At 70.3% G+C, this 15,406-nt stretch carries 17 protein-coding genes; 9 read left to right on the top strand and 8 right to left on the bottom strand.

Translation table 11 applies throughout. The annotated features are described in order from the left end of the window. Positions 1-103: 103 nt before the first annotated feature. Positions 104-1,093: a GTP 3',8-cyclase MoaA gene (gene moaA / locus ACFWP5_RS47505; protein ID WP_384172023.1), complete on the top strand. Its 990-nt coding sequence runs from the start codon at positions 104-106 to the stop codon at positions 1,091-1,093. Positions 1,094-1,138: 45 nt separating this feature from the next. Here moaA and ACFWP5_RS47510 read toward each other — a convergent pair whose 3' ends face one another. Both ACFWP5_RS47510 and ACFWP5_RS47515 read right to left on the bottom strand, forming a co-directional pair. Further along, positions 1,139-1,357 (bottom strand): hypothetical protein, encoded by a 219-nt coding sequence (locus tag ACFWP5_RS47510; RefSeq protein ID WP_384172025.1) that lies wholly within the window; start codon positions 1,355-1,357, stop codon positions 1,139-1,141. A 225-nt stretch (positions 1,358-1,582) separates the two neighbouring features. After that, a complete protein-coding gene (locus ACFWP5_RS47515) occupies positions 1,583-1,981 on the bottom strand; it encodes a DUF3099 domain-containing protein (RefSeq protein WP_384172027.1) in 399 nt (132 codons plus the stop codon). Between the two features lie 247 nt (positions 1,982-2,228). On the opposite strand from ACFWP5_RS47515, the gene ACFWP5_RS47520 reads away from it, so the two are divergent. After that, positions 2,229-2,507 carry a GlsB/YeaQ/YmgE family stress response membrane protein gene (locus ACFWP5_RS47520; protein WP_019060682.1) on the top strand — a complete coding sequence of 93 codons (279 nt, stop codon included), beginning with the start codon at positions 2,229-2,231 and terminating at the stop codon, positions 2,505-2,507. Positions 2,508-2,595: 88 nt separating this feature from the next. Here the strand turns inward: ACFWP5_RS47520 and tyrS are convergent, their stop codons facing one another. The 3 genes from tyrS to ACFWP5_RS47535 all read right to left on the bottom strand — a co-directional run bounded on the left by tyrS (position 2,596) and on the right by ACFWP5_RS47535 (position 6,934). Then, a complete protein-coding gene (gene tyrS, locus ACFWP5_RS47525; RefSeq protein ID WP_384172030.1) occupies positions 2,596-3,864 on the bottom strand; it encodes a tyrosine--tRNA ligase in 1,269 nt (422 codons plus the stop codon). A 45-nt stretch (positions 3,865-3,909) separates the two neighbouring features. Beyond that, complete coding sequence (locus ACFWP5_RS47530; RefSeq protein WP_384172033.1) at positions 3,910-5,304, bottom strand: metallopeptidase TldD-related protein; 1,395 nt, start codon at positions 5,302-5,304, stop codon at positions 3,910-3,912. Positions 5,305-5,410: 106 nt separating this feature from the next. Next, entirely contained in the window at positions 5,411-6,934 is a 1,524-nt protein-coding gene (locus ACFWP5_RS47535) for a TldD/PmbA family protein (protein WP_384172036.1), read from the bottom strand. A gap of 240 nt (positions 6,935-7,174) precedes the next feature. Here ACFWP5_RS47535 and fabG point away from each other — a divergent pair, with 240 nt between their 5' ends. The 3 genes from fabG to ACFWP5_RS47550 all read left to right on the top strand — a co-directional run bounded on the left by fabG (position 7,175) and on the right by ACFWP5_RS47550 (position 9,173). Beyond that, positions 7,175-7,879, top strand: a complete 705-nt coding sequence (fabG, locus tag ACFWP5_RS47540; protein WP_384172039.1) for a 3-oxoacyl-[acyl-carrier-protein] reductase — start codon at positions 7,175-7,177, stop codon at positions 7,877-7,879. A gap of 5 nt (positions 7,880-7,884) precedes the next feature. Then, positions 7,885-8,652, top strand: a complete 768-nt coding sequence (fabI, locus tag ACFWP5_RS47545; RefSeq protein WP_384172042.1) for an enoyl-ACP reductase FabI — start codon at positions 7,885-7,887, stop codon at positions 8,650-8,652. 167 nt (positions 8,653-8,819) lie between these two features. Continuing rightward, positions 8,820-9,173 (top strand): hypothetical protein, encoded by a 354-nt coding sequence (locus ACFWP5_RS47550; RefSeq protein WP_384172045.1) that lies wholly within the window; start codon positions 8,820-8,822, stop codon positions 9,171-9,173. Here ACFWP5_RS47550 and ACFWP5_RS47555 read toward each other — a convergent pair. After that, positions 9,148-9,843: a FadR/GntR family transcriptional regulator gene (locus ACFWP5_RS47555; RefSeq protein ID WP_384172048.1), complete on the bottom strand. Its 696-nt coding sequence runs from the start codon at positions 9,841-9,843 to the stop codon at positions 9,148-9,150. The two genes, ACFWP5_RS47550 and ACFWP5_RS47555, sit on opposite strands and share 26 nt — an antisense overlap. A gap of 82 nt (positions 9,844-9,925) precedes the next feature. Between ACFWP5_RS47555 and ACFWP5_RS47560 the strand changes: the two genes are divergently transcribed. The 4 genes from ACFWP5_RS47560 (at position 9,926) to ACFWP5_RS47575 (ending at position 12,500) form a co-directional block, all read left to right on the top strand. Continuing rightward, on the top strand, positions 9,926-11,296 hold the full coding sequence (locus tag ACFWP5_RS47560; protein WP_384172051.1) for a CynX/NimT family MFS transporter: 1,371 nt from the start codon (positions 9,926-9,928) through the stop codon (positions 11,294-11,296). 99 nt (positions 11,297-11,395) lie between these two features. After that, positions 11,396-11,512 (top strand): SGM_5486 family transporter-associated protein, encoded by a 117-nt coding sequence (locus ACFWP5_RS47565; RefSeq protein ID WP_086021959.1) that lies wholly within the window; start codon positions 11,396-11,398, stop codon positions 11,510-11,512. 184 nt (positions 11,513-11,696) lie between these two features. Next, a complete protein-coding gene (locus ACFWP5_RS47570) occupies positions 11,697-11,903 on the top strand; it encodes a hypothetical protein (protein ID WP_384172054.1) in 207 nt (68 codons plus the stop codon). Positions 11,904-11,969: 66 nt separating this feature from the next. Then, positions 11,970-12,500, top strand: a complete 531-nt coding sequence (locus tag ACFWP5_RS47575; protein WP_384172056.1) for a SixA phosphatase family protein — start codon at positions 11,970-11,972, stop codon at positions 12,498-12,500. 144 nt (positions 12,501-12,644) lie between these two features. Here the strand turns inward: ACFWP5_RS47575 and serB are convergent, their stop codons facing one another. Beyond that, positions 12,645-13,853, bottom strand: a complete 1,209-nt coding sequence (gene serB / locus ACFWP5_RS47580; protein WP_384172059.1) for a phosphoserine phosphatase SerB — start codon at positions 13,851-13,853, stop codon at positions 12,645-12,647. 378 nt (positions 13,854-14,231) lie between these two features. Beyond that, positions 14,232-15,406, bottom strand: a 1,175-nt coding sequence (locus ACFWP5_RS47585) for a streptophobe family protein (RefSeq protein ID WP_384172062.1), incomplete at its 5' end; no start/stop codon positions are given.

Below are 15,406 nucleotides of genomic sequence, written 5' to 3' on the forward strand. Positions count from 1 at the left end.
GTGTCGTACCTCGTGGGATCGGGCCGCTCTCGTTGTCAGAGGTGTCGCGTAGGCTCGACGATGTCGGAAAATATGCGATCCGAATCGAGGGAGGGGGCCACACATGCTCATCGACACCTATGGCCGAGTAGCCACCGACCTGCGGGTTTCGCTGACCGACCGGTGCAATCTCCGGTGTACGTACTGCATGCCCGAGGAAGGCCTGCAGTGGCTGGCGAAGCCCGATCTCCTCACGGACGACGAGATCGTCCGCCTGATTGACATCGCGGTCACCTCCCTCGGTATCGAGGAGGTCCGCTTCACCGGCGGCGAGCCCCTGCTGCGCCCCGGCCTGGTCGGCATCGTCGAGCGGGTCGCGGCCTTGAAGCCCCGCCCCCAGATGTCCCTGACCACCAACGGCATCGGCCTCAAGCGCACGGCGACCGCCCTGAAGGCGGCGGGCCTGGACCGGGTCAACGTCTCCCTGGACACCCTGCGCCCCGACGTCTTCAAGACCCTCACCCGCCGCGACCGCCTCAAGGACGTCCTCGCGGGCCTGGAAGCAGCCCACGACGCGGGCCTGACCCCGGTGAAGATCAACTCGGTGCTGATGCCGGGACTCAACGCCGACGAGGCCCCTGACCTGCTGGCCTGGGCCGTGGAGCACGACTACGAACTGCGCTTCATCGAGCAGATGCCCCTGGACGCCCAGCACGGCTGGAAGCGCGACGGCATGGTCACGGCCGGCGACATCCTCACCTCCCTGCGCACCCGCTTCGAGCTGGCCCCCGAAGGCTCCGACGAGCGCGGCTCCGCCCCGGCCGAGCGCTGGATCGTGGACGGCGGCCCGCACCGCGTGGGCGTCATAGCCTCGGTCACCCGCCCGTTCTGCGCGGCCTGCGACCGCACCCGCCTCACCGCCGACGGCCAGATACGCAACTGCCTGTTCGCCCGCGAGGAGACCAGCCTCCGCACCGCCCTGCGCTCCGACGCCCCGGACGAGGAGATCGCCCGCATCTGGCGCCAGGCGATGTGGGGCAAGAAGGCGGGCTCGGGCCTGGACGACCCGTCGTTCCTGCAGCCGGACCGGCCGATGTCGGCGATCGGCGGCTGAGCCGGCCGTAGCGGCGCAATCGCGGAACCCAGAAGACCGCGGAAGTTAGGAGACCCCGGGCTCTTCCCAGTCCTCGAACTTGACGACGTCCTTCAAGAACCCCCGCACACCGAGGAACTGGGACAGATGCTCGCGATGCTCCTCGCACGCGAGCCACGTCTTGCGGCGCTCCGGCGTATGGATCTTCGGGTTGTTCCACGCGAGCACCCACACGGCGTCGGCGCGGCAGCCCTTCGCGGAGCAGATCGGCGTCTCGTCACTCACGGGAACCCACGGAATTTCGTCTCACAGATGCGCTGACAAAGGCGACGCCGAGCAGCCACGGGGGGAGCTGCCCGGCGTCGGTCCGTCGCTCCGACGGGGGATGCGGAGCGCGTACGAAGTATGTCACGGGAGACCGGTCGCCCGGCACCGGAACAACATGATTGATCTGAGCTTTTCTTGAGCTTGGTGCGGAGCCGACGTCCGGTTCTGGCGCGTTCGCCATGGTCACGACCGGTCGTACGGTTCGCCTCCCGCACCGGGTACCGGCTCGGGCGCGACCTCTTCCGGGACGGGTTCCGTGAACGTCTCGTCCGACCTCGGCGGTGTGATCATCGGCCGCAGCGGTGTGGTGACGAACGTGGACGGAAGCCCCGGCGCGTTCTCCCGCCCGGCGTTCGCGATCACGACGGCGACATAGGGAAGAAGCACCCCGAGCACCAACGCGGCGATCGCGACGTGCCGTTCGACGTTCCACAGAGCGACGGCCAGGATCACCGACACCGTACGGACCGACATCGAGATGACGTACCGGCGCTGCCGACCGCGGATGTCCTCCGCGAGTCCCGTCCGGGCTCCGGTGATCCGGAACACCTGGGCCTTGCCTTCGCCGTGCAGCTTCCGCATCACATTCCACCGTCCGCCCGCATCGGACTCTCCCCGGCTCGCAACCCCGGTTCGCACCCGATCCGGGAACCGGGCCCCGACACGTCCCAGGTTACGCCGCGCCTGCGTCGCCTTCGAGACCGGGGCATCTCCGGCCTGGGCGAACGAACTGCGCCGTAGCGCGTATGGCCGCACCCGACATGCGCCGTACAGCGACCGGACCCACACTTGGCGTAATGCTCACGTCGAGCCGTACAAGGAGGCAGCCATGGGTTGGTTGTGGGCGATCATCGTGGGATTCGTGCTGGGCCTGATCGCGAAGGCGATCATCCCGGGCAAGCAGCACAGTCCTCTCTGGCTGACCACCATCTGCGGCATTCTCGGCGCCATCGTCGGCAACGCGATCGCACGGGCGGCCGGCGTCGACGCGACCAGCGGCATCGACTGGAGCCGCCACGCGTTCCAGCTCGTCGCCGCGGTCATCATCGTCTTCGTCGTCGACATGGCGTACATGGCGACGATCGGCAAGAACAAACAGAGAGCCTGAGGGACAGCGTGCCCCGTAGGGGCGCGGCTCCTGCGCGATCAGCCACAATGAACCGGCAGACCGCACAGGACCCGCGCCCCTACGGCGTTTACGCTCCAGTCACTTCGACGGCGGCCAGGTTCTTCTTACCGCGCCGCAGCACCAGCCACCGCCCGTGCAGGAGATCTTCCTTCGCCGGCACGGCATCCTCCGCGGCGACCTTCACGTTGTTCACGTAGGCCCCGCCCTCCTTCACGGTCCGCCGCGCAGCTGACTTGCTCGCCACCAGGCCGACCTCGGCGAACAGGTCGACGACCGGGCCGAGCTCGGCGACCTGGACGTGCGGCACCTCGGAGAGGGACGCGGCCAGCGTCCTCTCGTCGAGGTCCGCCAGCTCGCCCTGTCCGAAGAGGGCCCTGGACGCGGCGGTCACGGCGCCCGTCTGCTCGGCACCGTGCACCAGCGTCGTCAGCTCCTCGGCGAGCGCGCGCTGGGCGGCGCGGGCCTGCGGACGCTCCTCGGTCTGCCTCTCCAACTCCTCAAGCTCCTCGCGGGGCTTGAAGGACAACATGCGCGCGTACGTGGAGATGTCCCGGTCGTCGGTGTTCAGCCAGAACTGGTAGAACGCGTACGGCGTGGTCATCTCCGGGTCGAGCCAGATGGCGGTGCCTTCGGACTTGCTGAACTTCGTGCCGTCGGCCTTGGTCATCAGCGGCGTGCCGTAGGCGTGCACCGTGGCGTCCGGCTCCAGGCGGTGGATCAGGTCGAGGCCCGCCGTGAGGTTGCCCCACTGGTCGCTGCCGCCCTGCTGGAGTGTGCAGCCGTGCCTCCGGTAGAGCTGGAGGAAGTCCATGCCCTGGAGGATCTGGTAGCTGAACTCCGTGTAGCTGATGCCCTGTTCGGAGTCCAGACGCTTGGCGACCGAGTCCTTCGCCAGCATCTTGTTCACGCGGAAGTGCTTGCCGATGTCGCGCAGGAACTCGATCGCGGAGAGGTTCGCCGTCCAGTCGAGGTTGTTGACCATGACCGCGGCGTTCTCGCCCTCGAAGGACAGGAACGGCTCGATCTGGCGGCGCAGTTTCTGGACCCAGCCGGCGACCGTCTCCGGGTCGTTCAGCGTGCGCTCCGCCGTCGGGCGGGGGTCGCCGATCTGGCCCGTGGCCCCGCCGACCAGCGCCAGCGGCCGGTGCCCGGCCTGCTGGAGCCGGCGCACGGTGAGCACCTGCACCAGGTGGCCCAGGTGCAGCGACGGCGCGGTCGGGTCGAAACCGCAATAGAACGTGACGGGACCGTCCGCGAGCGCCTTGCGCAAAGCATCTTCGTCAGTGGACAGGGCGAACAGGCCCCGCCACTTCAGCTCGTCGACGATGTCCGTCACGGTTCTCGTATCTCCTTGGGATGGTCTCGTGAATCAGGTACGAGGTTATACGCCCTGACTGACAGAGCTCATATTGAAGTCCGGCACCCGCAGCGCGGGCATCGCGGCCCGAGTGAACCAATCGCTCCACTCGCGCGGCAAAGTCTTTTCGGTCCGCCCCGCCTCGGTCGCCCGCCCCAGCAGATCCACCGGCGACTCGTTGAACCGGAAGTTGTTCACCTCGCCCGCCACCTCGCCGTTCTCGACGAGATAGACGCCGTCCCGGGTCAGCCCGGTCAGCAGCAGCGTCGCCGGGTCGACCTCGCGGATGTACCAGAGGCAGGTCAGCAGCAGCCCGCGCTCGGTGTTCGCGACCATCTCCTCCAGGGAGCGGTCCTCGCCCCCGCTCAGGATCAGGTTGTCGATCGACGGCGCGACCGGCAGCCCGGTCAGGCCCGCGCTGTGCCGGCTGGTCAGCAGGTGCTGCAACTCGCCCTCGCGCACCCAGTCGGTGGCGGTCAGCGGCAGCCCGTTGTCGAACACCGACTGGTCGCCCCCGGAGGTGTGCGCGAGCACGAACGGTGCGGATTCCAGGCCCGGTTCGTTCGGGTCGCTGCGCAGCGACAGCGGCAGTTCGGTGAGCTTCTCGCCGACGCGGGTGCCGCCGCCGGGCTTGGAGAACACCGTGCGGCCCTCGACCGCGTCCCGGCCCGACGCCGACCACATCTGGTAGATCAGCAGGTCCGCGACCGCGGTCGGCGGCAGCAGTGTCTCGTACCGGCCCGCGGGCAACTGGATCTTCCGCTCCGCCCAGCCCAGTCGTACGGCCAACTCGGCGTCCAGCGCGGCCGGGTCGACGTCCTTGAAGTCCCGGGTCGAGCGGCCGGCCCAGGCCGAGCGCGTACGGTCCGGGGACTTGGCGTTCAGCTCCAGCGTCCCGTTGGGCTGGTCGTGGCGCAGGCGCAGCCCCGTCGACGTACCCAGGTAGCTGGTGACCAGCTCGTGGTTGGCGAAGCCGTACAGCTCGCGACCGCCCGCACGCGCGCGTGCGAACGATTCGCCGAGCGCCGGCGCGAAGTCGGCGAACACGGAGGACGAGGTCTCGCCGGGCGCGTCCGTGAAGTTGGGCGACTCCGGTACGCCCGTGACCAGCGGCTGCGCGTCCTCGGCGGCCGCGGCACCGCGCGCGGCGGCCTCGGCCGCCCGCACCAGCGGCTCCAGCTCCTCCGGGGTGACGGCTGAGCGGGACACGACCCCCGAGGCGGTGCCCTCCTTGCCGTCGACGGTCGCGATGACGGTGAGCGTGCGCCCGCGCGTGACGCCGTTCGTGGTCAGGGCGTTGCCCGCCCAGCGGAGGTTGGCGGTCGACTGCTCGTCGGCGATGACGACACAGCCGTCGGCCCGCGACAGTGCGAGGGCGCGCTCGACGATCTCGTGCGGCTTGTTCGTACGAGGACTCATCGACCGGCCTCCTGCGTGGTGTTGAGACTGTGCTTTCCCGGGGACTGCAACATCAGCGGCTGCCGCCGCGGGCCCCCGGACCCCCAGCAGATACGAGACTCGACGCTCATCGACCGGCCTCCTGGGTCGTGTTGAGGATGTTGACTCCGGTGAAGAGGGCCGACGGGCAGCCGTGCGAGACCGCGGCGACCTGGCCCGGCTGGGCCTTGCCGCAGTTGAAGGCGCCGCCCAGGACGTACGTCTGCGGACCGCCGACGGCCGCCATGGACCCCCAGAAGTCGGTGGTCGTCGCCTGGTACGCGACGTCCCGCAGCTGCCCGGTGATCCGCCCGTTCTCGATCTTGAAGAACCGTTGCCCGGTGAACTGGAAGTTGTAGCGCTGCATGTCGATCGACCACGACCGGTCGCCGACCACGTAGATCCCGCGGTCGACCCCGCCGATCAGGTCCTCCGTGGACAGCCCCGCCGGATCGGGCTGCAACGACACGTTGGCCATGCGCTGCACCGGCACATGGCCGGGGGAGTCGGCGTACGCGCAGCCGTTGGAGCGGTCGAAGCCGGTCAACTTCGCGATGCGGCGGTCGAGTTGGTAACCGACCAGGGTGCCGTCCTTGACCAGGTCCCAGGACTGGCCCTCGACGCCCTCGTCGTCGTAGCCGATGGTCGCGAGGCCGTGCTCGGCGGTGCGGTCGCCGGTGACGTTCATCCGCTCGGAGCCGTACTTCAGCTTGCCGAGCTTGTCGAAGGTGGCGAAGGACGTGCCGGCGTAGGCGGCCTCGTAGCCGAGCGCGCGGTCCAGTTCGGTGGCGTGGCCGATGGACTCGTGGATCGTCAGCCACAGGTTGGACGGGTCGACGACGAGGTCGTACAGGCCCGCCTCGACGGTCGGCGCCCGCATCTTCTCCGCGAGCAGCTCGGGGATCCGCGCCAGTTCCTCGTCCCAGTCCCAGCCGGTGCCCGTCAGGTACTCCCAGCCGCGGCCCACGGGCGGCGCGATGGTGCGCATGGAGTCGAACTCACCGCTCGACTCGTCGACCGACACCGCGTTCAGCTGCGGATGCAGCCGGACGCGCTGCTGTGTGGTCACCGTCCCGGAGGTGTCGGCGTAGAACTTGTTCTCGTGCACGGTGAGCAGCGACGCGTCCACGTGGTTGACACCGTCCGCCGCGAGCAGCCGGGCACTCCACTCTGCCAGCAGCCCCGCCTTCTCCTCGTCGGGCACCGAGAACGGATCGATCTCGTACGACGAGATCCACGTCCGCTCCTCGTGCACGGGCTCGGCGGCCAGTTCGACGCGCTCGTCCGACCCGGCCGCCTTGATCACCTGGGCGGAGAGCTTCGCCATCGCCACCGCCTGCGAGGCGACCTTGGCGGCGGCGTCCATGCTCAGGTCCACGCCCGAGGCGAACCCCCAGGTGCCGCCGTGCACGACCCGCACCGCGTACCCGAGGTCGGTGGTGTCCGACGTCCCGGAGGGCCGGGCGTCCCGCAGCCGCCAGGACGCGCTGCGCACCCGCTCGAACCGGAAGTCCGCGTGCTCGGCACCGAGCGCACGCGCGCGTGCCAGCGCGGCGTCGGCCAGGGCGCGTAGCGGAAGTGCCGTGAAGGCTTCGTCGATGGAATGAGGCACGGAGGTCTCCCTGCTGTCGTGGCCTGTCGGGTCCGATCATGTCGCGCGAGCGGGTGCGGGGACCACACGTTTCCGCGCTGCGTCGGCACTTTCTGTAGGGACCCGACAGTGAGTCCCGTAAGCCACTGTCGGTGCCCGATTGTCCGCCGGACGGGGCGGACCGATAGGTTTTCGATAAAGCCGCCTGTCGACCAGGTGTACCGGGCAGGCGTGCAGGACCGCTATCGAAAGGGTGATCCGTTGAGCCGCTCGGTTCTCGTCACCGGAGGCAACCGGGGCATCGGCCTCGCCATCGCCCGTGCGTTCGCCGACGCCGGCGACAAGGTCGCCATCACGTATCGCTCGGGTGAGCCGCCGGCCGGCTTCCTGGCCGTGAAGTGCGACATCACCGACACCGAGCAGGTGGAGCAGGCCTACAAGGAGATCGAGGCCGAGCACGGCCCGGTCGAGGTCCTGATCGCCAACGCCGGCGTCACGAAGGACCAGCTCCTGATGCGCATGTCCGAGGAGGACTTCACCTCGGTCATCGACACCAACCTCACCGGCACCTTCCGCGTCGTCAAGCGTGCCAACCGCGCCATGCTGCGCGCCAAGAAGGGCCGCGTCGTCCTGATCTCGTCGGTCGTCGGCCTGATGGGCGGCCCCGGTCAGTCGAACTACGCCGCCTCCAAGGCCGCCCTGGTGGGCTTCGCGCGCTCCCTCGCCCGTGAGCTGGGCTCGCGCAACATCACCTTCAACGTCGTCGCGCCCGGTTTCGTCGACACCGACATGACGAAGGCGCTCACCGACGAGCAGCGCGAGGCCATCATCAAGCAGGTGCCGCTCGGTCGTTACGCGCAGCCCGAGGAGGTCGCCGCGACGGTGCGGTTCCTCGCCTCGGACGACGCCTCGTACATCACTGGAGCCGTCATCCCTGTTGACGGCGGACTTGGAATGGGTCACTGATCACCATGAGCGGAATTCTCGAGGGCAAGCGCGTCCTGATCTCCGGTGTGCTGCTGGAGTCCTCCATCGCCTTCCACGCCGCCAAGCAGGCCCAGGAGCAGGGCGCCGAGATCATCCTGACCGCGTTCCCGCGGCCCACGCTGACCGAGCGCATCGCCAAGAAGCTCCCCAAGCCCACCAAGGTCATCGAGCTCGACGTCACCAACGACGAGCACCTGGCGCGCGTCGCCGACGTCGTGGGCGAGGAACTGGGCGGCCTGGACGGTGTCGTGCACTCCATCGGCTTCGCGCCGCCGGACGCGCTCGGCGGCAACTTCCTCAACACGCCGTTCGAGTCCGTCGCCACGGCGATGCACGTCTCGGCGTTCTCCCTGAAGTCGCTGACCATGGCCTGCCTGCCGCTCATGCAGAACGGCGGCTCGGTCGTCGGCCTCACCTTCGACGCGTCCTTCGCGTGGCCCCAGTACGACTGGATGGGCCCGGCCAAGGCCGCCCTGGAGGCCACCAGCCGCTACCTCGCCCGTGACCTGGGCAAGCAGAACATCCGCTGCAACCTCATCTCCGCGGGCCCGCTCGGCTCGATGGCCGCCAAGTCCATCCCGGGCTTCGACGAGCTGGCCTCCGTGTGGGACAACCGCTCCCCCCTGGAGTGGGACCTCAAGGACCCGGAGCCCGCGGGCAAGGGCATCGTCGCCCTCCTGAGCGACTGGTTCCCGAAGACCACCGGCGAGATCATCCACGTGGACGGCGGCCTGCACGCCATCGGCGCGTAACACCAGGCCTGAAGCACGAACGAGGGCCCGCACCCGACCGGTGCGGGCCCTTTCCGTGTCACCCGTTCGGCCCCTCCGGCCGGGCGGGGACCGGGGACAACTGCGCACCCTGGATTACGCGTTCACCACGCGATTCCCTCCCCAGCACCGCCGAGGAGGTTTCCCTTGTGCGTCTGTCCCGCAGCCTGGCCTCAGTGACCGTCGCCGTTGCGCTCGTCATCTCCCTGGCGTACGAGGCGATGCCCCACGCACGCGTGGAGGTCCGAAAACCGGCCGCCCCCCAGCTGTTCGGCGCCGACTGCCGCACCGCCGTCCACGGCTCGCACGTGATCGCGTACTGCCACAATCCGTACCCCCGGACCGACCGCGTCAGCCTGCACATCGAGTGCGATCGGTGGTGGGACATCGACAGCGACGGCATCGCGACCGACGCCGGCCCGGCGCAGACCGTACGGCTCACCGGCCGCTGCTGGGAGGACGTCCGCGCGGTGTGGGTCAGCCACCAGAAGCGGGCGAGTTGAACCGCCCCGCGCGGCACACGAACGGATAGCCCGCGGCCTCCTCGGCCGCCGCCTGCGCGTCACCCGCGCGGATCGCGTCCACCAGCCGCGTGTGGTCCATGTACGTCTCCGGAGTCAGCGCCTCGCCGACGTCCGCGCGCAGCCACTCCCGCAGCACCTCGCCCAGGTCGGCGTACATCGCCGTCATGACGTCGTTGTGCGAGGCCGCCACCACGGCCATGTGAAGGGTCGCGTCGGCCGTCACGAAGGCTTCCGTGTCGCCCGAGGCCCAGGCCTCCTCACGCCGCACGAGGAGGGCGTCCAGCTGCTTGAGGTCCTTCTCGGTGCGCCGCTCGGCCGCCAGCTGCGCCGCCGACGACTCCAGCGTGGAGCGCAGTTCGGCGATGTGCCGGGGGTCGGCGTCCGCGAAGCGGCGGTGCATCACGCCCGCCAGCTCGCTCGTCGCCACGACGTACGTCCCGGAGCCTTGGCGGATGTCCAGCAGGCCGTTGTGCGCGAGCGCGCGGACGGCCTCGCGGACCGTGTTGCGGGCGACCCCGAGCTGCTCGACCAGCTCCGGCTCTGTCGGGATCCGGGAGCCGACCGGCCACTCGCCCGAGGTGATCTGGTTCCGCAGCGCGGCGATGACCTGCTCGGACAGCGCCGATCGACGGGGGTGACTCAGGGGCATGGCACACCTTCGCATGTGCGGGGCGGGAGCGGGCCACCCGGGGATGGACAACCAATCATCCCATCATTCTATGATGGGCGGCATGGCAAGCGAGGAAACCCGGACACTGAAGTCCACGACGAACGGCAACGGCAACGTCAGCGGCCCGGCCGCGAGCGACTCCCCGGCGCCGACCGAGAAAGCATCCACACGCGCGTGGACCGCGCGTCTGCTCGTCGTCGGCATCGTGATGGCCGCGCTGAACCTCCGCCCCGCCATCACCAGCCTCGGCGCCCTCCTCGAAGAGGTCCGCGACGGGCTCGGCATGAGCGGCAGCGTCGCCGGACTGCTCACCTCCGTGCCCGCGCTGTGCTTCGCCGTCTTCGGCGTCATGGCTCCGCGCCTCGCCCGCCGCTTCGGCCCGGCCGCGGTGGTCTGCGCGGGCATGGTCCTCATCACCGCGGGCCTGCTCATACGGCCCTACATCGGCGGTACGGCCGGCTTCCTGGTCGGCAGCGCGCTCGCGCTCATGGGCATCGCGGTCAGCAACGTCCTGATGCCGGTGATCGTCAAGCGCTGGTTCCCGGACCGGGTCGGTTCCATGACCGGCCTGTACTCGATGGCCCTGGCCCTCGGCACCGCTTCCGCCGCCGCGGTCACCGTGCCCATGACCGAGGCCCTGGGCGGCAGTTGGCGCTCCGGCCTCGCCGTGTGGGCAGCACTGGCCGCCGCTGCCGTACTGCCGTGGATCGCTCTCGTACGACACCGGGAGGCGCCCTCCGGGGAACGGCCCTCCCGCGCGCGGGAAGGCGCCGAGGGGACACCCGCGCCCGGGACTTCGACGGTGACGCGAGCCCGCGCGCGGGAGGCCGGGCAGGCGCGGCCGGAGCTGCGGATCACCCGCAGCCGTACCGCCTGGGCGCTCGCCGTGTTCTTCGGGCTCCAGGCCACCGCCGCGTACATCACGATGGGGTGGATGGCGCAGATCTTCCGGGACGCGGGGGTCTCCGCGGGCACCGCCGGGCTGCTCCTGGCCGTCACCATGGTGATGGGCGTGCCGCTGGCCTTCGTCATCCCGCGTCTGGCCACCCGGCTGCCCCGGCAGGGCCCGATCGTGATCGCCCTCGGCGTCTGCGGCCTCGCCGGATACGCGGGCCTGTACCTCGCGCCGGCCGGCGGCGCCTGGGCCTGGGCGGTACTGCTCGGCATCGCCAACTGCTCCTTCCCGCTGGCCCTGACGATGGTCGGCATGCGGGCCAGGACCGGTGCGGGCGTCGCCCAGTTGTCGGCCTTCGCGCAGAGCACCGGGTATCTGATCTCCATCCCGGGGCCGCTCCTGGTCGGGGTGCTCTACCAGCACAGCGGCGGCTGGGGACTGCCGATCGCCCTCATGGCCGGCCTGATGATCCCGCAGATGGCCGTCGGCGTCCTCGCGGGCCGCAACCGTACGGTGGAGGACGAGGCGGCCCGCTGAGCCCGCCCGGGCCCTGGCCGACCTCACCCGGTCCGACCTCACTCCGTCCGCCCTCACCCCGGCGCATCAGGTGCGGACGAAGGGTGCAAGACTTGCCGTATGCCAGTGCTCGACCCGAACCCCCAGAACGGCCAGAGGAAGATGCTCCTCGTCTTCGGCTCGTTCTTCGCCATCTTCATCGTCATCGCCATCATCGCGACGATCGCGTCGCCGTGACCGTGCGCCCTTGAACGTGCCTCCGCGGGCCGATGGTGGGGTTGTCCCCACCATCCCCTAGGGGGTGAGGCTCAGGGTCAAGTGGGTGGATCTCCGGATGGGTTGGGGGCCGCGCGTTCCGTAACTTCGAGGTGTGACCGCGAGAAGCGGATCGCGGACCACTCGGAGACCAGCGGAGGCATCCATGTCGGCCCCTACGCACACCCGGCCCCTCCCGGCGACCACGGGCGGCGTCGACATCAGGCTGCCGTGGTGGGCCCTCGCCCTGCCGGCCCTCGCGTTCGTCGTGCTGCTCGTGATGATGCTCAACCCGACGGACGCGCAAGCGGCGGCCTCGGACCCGATGATCACCCATTTGTTCGAGCGCGTACAGCAGCTCATAGCCCGCTGAGCACCCGCGGAGCCGCCCCGTCAACTCCCTGCGCCCCATGGCCTGTTTCATGCGAAGCTGGATCCCATGAGCGTCGCAGAATCCCGCAGGATTATCCTCTTCCGGCATGCGAAAGCCGACTGGCCCGAGGTGACCGATCACGAGCGGCCGCTCGCTGAGCGGGGCCGCCTGGACGCGGCCACCGCCGGAAGCAGGCTGGCCGACACCGGCATCCCCTTCGATCTGGCCCTCTGCTCCACCGCCGTCCGGACGAGAGAGACCTGGAAGCTCGCCGTCCACGAACTCGCGCACCGGCCGAAAACCGTCTACGAGGAGAGGCTCTACGAGGCCTCGCCCGGCGAGCTGATCGCGGTGCTGAACGAGACGCCGGACGACGCGCGGAACGTGGTCCTCGTCGGCCACAACCCGAGCGTGCAGGGCCTGGCCGAGATCCTCCCCGATGCGGAGAGCGGTACGGGCAGCGCCGAGGCCCGTGAGTGGCTGAAGCAACGTGGATTCGCGGCCGCCGGCTTCGCCGTGCTGTCCTTCCCCGGTTCCTGGAAGGCGCTGGAGCCGGGCGTGGCCACGCTGGACGACTACTGGGCGCCGTCGGAGTAATCGGAGCAGCGCAGCGACCGTGCACGAGAAGGGGCCCGGCACCGTGCGGTGCCGGGCCCCTGAAGGTTGGCGTAGGCGCGAGATCGGCCTCGTCCCGTGTTCTCGTGCTTGTGCCGGTCCGGGATCGAGCCTCCTGGTCCGGGATCAGTCCTCGTCGTGCGTGTCCGCGGCCTCGACCTCTTCGCGGGTGACGCCCAGCAGATACAGCACTGTGTCGAGGAACGGCACGTTCACCGCGGTATGCGCGGCCTGCCGTACGACCGGCTTCGCGTTGAAGGCGACACCGAGACCGGCCGCGTTGAGCATGTCCAGGTCGTTGGCGCCGTCGCCGATCGCCACGGTCTGCGCGAGCGGTACGCCGGCCTCGGCGGCGAAGCGGCGCAGGAGCCGTGCCTTGCCCGCGCGGTCGACGATCTCGCCGGTGACCTTGCCGGTCAGCTTGCCGTCGATGATCTCCAGCGTGTTGGCCTGGGCGAAGTCGAGCCCGAGCCGGTCCTTGAGGTCGTCGGTGACCTGGGTGAACCCGCCCGATACGACGCCGACTTGATAGCCGAGCCGCTTGAGCGTACGGATGAGAGTGCGGGCCCCCGGCGTCAGGCGCACCTCGCTGCGCACCTTGTCGACGACCGAGGCGTCCAGCCCCTCCAGCAACGCCACGCGCGCGTGCAGCGACTGCTCGAAGTCCAGCTCCCCGCGCATCGCGGCGGCGGTCACCTCGGCGACCTCGTCCTCGCAGCCGGCGTGCGCGGCGAAGAGTTCGATGACCTCGTCCTGGATGAGCGTGGAGTCGACGTCCATGACGACTAGACGCTGGGCCCGCCGGTGCAGCCCCGCCGCCACGACGGCGATGTCGACGCCGAACGTCGCCGCGTGGGTGACGAGGGCGGTGCGCAGGGGCTCGGTCTCCACGCCGGACACCGCGAACTCGACCGCTGTCACGGGGTACTTGGCGAGGCGGAAGATACGGTCGATGTTGCCGCCGGCCAGGGTGATACGCGCGGCGATCGCGGCGGTGGACTCCGCGGTGAGCGGATGGCCGAGCACGGTCACGAGCGAACGGCCCAGCCCGCGCGGCCGGTTGTCGCCGAGGCCGGAGATGATCTCCGCCTGCATCTTCATCGACTCGGCCCAGCTGTGCACGGTGGCCCGCAGATCCCCTTCGAGCCCGGCGGCCGGCGGCGTCACGAGTGCGCACAGCACCATCCGGCCACGCGTGACGACCTGCTCGATGTCGACCACGTCGACGGAGTAGGCGGCGAGGGTGTCGAAGAGTCCGGCCGTGATGCCCGGCCTGTCCTTGCCGAAGATCTTGACGAGGAGAGTGGGGACGTCAGAGGTCTGCGAAGCGCTCATGATGCACCCACCGTATCCGGCACGGAGTGCCTTATGCCGCAGAGGTCCGCCCAGCGGACACGGAACAGTGGGTGTCGGGTCGGTGGCGTGAATCTTACGGGGCGACCACGGAGGGGCGGAGTGGTGGTCAGGAGTGGGCCGGGCGTGGTCGCGAGTGGGCTGAGGGGCGGTCGGAAGGTGTGTTGATGTGATCGTGGTGGGTGTGGTGCCGATCGGGAGTTGGCTGGTCATCGGGCGAGGAGGAATTGGTACGGCGCCGGACGCGGGTGATACGGCCGGACGGGTGGGGCGCTATGTGTGGGGTCGTTGGGCTGTCGGGACGCCACCGCCCGCACTCCGTCCGGCGCCGGGCACGGTTCGCCGGGCACCGACGAAAGCTCACCGGCGTCCCTTGGGCCTCCCCGGAGGGGGCGGTGGCGGAGGTGGCGGAGGTTGCTGCCCGCCGTCCGAGTCGTCCTCCGGCCAGTCCCGCGAACGTGGCCCGGGTCGACGCCGAGGCGGCCGGGACGGCGGCTCGTAGGACTGGGCCATGGTCGGAGCGCCGTACATGTCGGTGGGCGGCGGAGGGGTGCCGGGCGACTGCGGGTCGTCGTAGGAGCGAGCGCCGTCGTCCGGCGGGACGACTCCGGGCGGCTGCGAGCTTCCGCGGTACGGACCGACTCCACCGGGCCCTACGGCTCCGGGCGCCGGGCCGGTCCCGAACTGCCCTGCGCTTCCCGGGGGTTGAGGGGCACTGCCGGGCCGTGAGCCTCCGGAAGGCGGCCGACCACCTTCCTGCGGCGGCCGCGCACCCGGCGGCCACACACCCTCCTGAGGCGAGCCCGAGTCCGGCGGCCACCCTGGTCCACGGGACCCAGCCCCACCACCAGGCCCCGCACCGCCAGTTCCCGAACCACGCAACCCCGCACCACCCGGCCCCGACCCCCCAGGCCCCGCCCCACCCCCCTGCCCCGGCCGCTTCCGGCCAGGCCAGGCTCCACCAGGCGGCGGTGGCCCGCCGTCCTCCGGTTGCCGTAGCTCGTCGGGCAGTTGCAGATACGGGTTGGTCGCAGGGTTCGGCGCGCGGTAAGGCGAACTCGGCACGTAGGGCCCCGAGTCCCCTGAGGTCTCCGGGTGCCCTGCGTGTCCCGCGCCCCCCGCAGGCTGCGCATGTTCGGGATGACCCGGCTGGCCCGCCTGCCCCGGCGCCCAGGCATCCGACCCCGACCCCGAGCCTGACCCTGACCCCGACCCAGGAACCGGAACCGCCTTCCCCAAGTCACCCAGTGCCAGCCGCGAAGCCTGCCGCCCCGCAGCCCCGGTCGCGTACGCGAGCAGCCCCCCGACACCCCCCGCCCCCGCACCCCACACCGCACCGAGCACCAACGCCATGCCCAGATGCCCGTGCAACTCGATCCCCGCACCGAACGCGTCGAACCCCAGCACCGACAGCGACGCGTCCACCGACACATCCGTCAGCCACGCCAGCAACGGCAACGTCAGCGCGGTGACGACCCCCAGCCGTACAGCACAGAGCCCGGCAAAACCGAGAGCACTCCCGCGACCCCCCGCAC

The sequence above is a fragment of the Streptomyces sp. NPDC058469 genome (assembly GCF_042721125.1).
In the GTDB taxonomy this organism is placed as follows: Bacteria; Actinomycetota; Actinomycetes; order Streptomycetales; family Streptomycetaceae; genus Streptomyces.

What these genes read in the sequence shown, in the direction of transcription:
- moaA (WP_384172023.1), top strand. Translation starts at nt 104, where the DNA reads ATGCTCATCGACACCTATGGCCGAGTAGCCACCGACCTGCGGGTTTCG.
- ACFWP5_RS47515 (WP_384172027.1), bottom strand. Translation starts at nt 1,981, where the DNA reads ATGCGGAAGCTGCACGGCGAAGGCAAGGCCCAGGTGTTCCGGATCACC.
- ACFWP5_RS47520 (WP_019060682.1), top strand. Translation starts at nt 2,229, where the DNA reads ATGGGTTGGTTGTGGGCGATCATCGTGGGATTCGTGCTGGGCCTGATC.
- ACFWP5_RS47530 (WP_384172033.1), bottom strand. Translation starts at nt 5,304, where the DNA reads ATGAGTCCTCGTACGAACAAGCCGCACGAGATCGTCGAGCGCGCCCTC.
- fabI (WP_384172042.1), top strand. Translation starts at nt 7,885, where the DNA reads ATGAGCGGAATTCTCGAGGGCAAGCGCGTCCTGATCTCCGGTGTGCTG.
- ACFWP5_RS47555 (WP_384172048.1), bottom strand. Translation starts at nt 9,843, where the DNA reads ATGCCCCTGAGTCACCCCCGTCGATCGGCGCTGTCCGAGCAGGTCATC.
- ACFWP5_RS47560 (WP_384172051.1), top strand. Translation starts at nt 9,926, where the DNA reads ATGGCAAGCGAGGAAACCCGGACACTGAAGTCCACGACGAACGGCAAC.
- ACFWP5_RS47565 (WP_086021959.1), top strand. Translation starts at nt 11,396, where the DNA reads ATGCCAGTGCTCGACCCGAACCCCCAGAACGGCCAGAGGAAGATGCTC.
- ACFWP5_RS47570 (WP_384172054.1), top strand. Translation starts at nt 11,697, where the DNA reads ATGTCGGCCCCTACGCACACCCGGCCCCTCCCGGCGACCACGGGCGGC.
- ACFWP5_RS47575 (WP_384172056.1), top strand. Translation starts at nt 11,970, where the DNA reads ATGAGCGTCGCAGAATCCCGCAGGATTATCCTCTTCCGGCATGCGAAA.
- serB (WP_384172059.1), bottom strand. Translation starts at nt 13,853, where the DNA reads ATGAGCGCTTCGCAGACCTCTGACGTCCCCACTCTCCTCGTCAAGATC.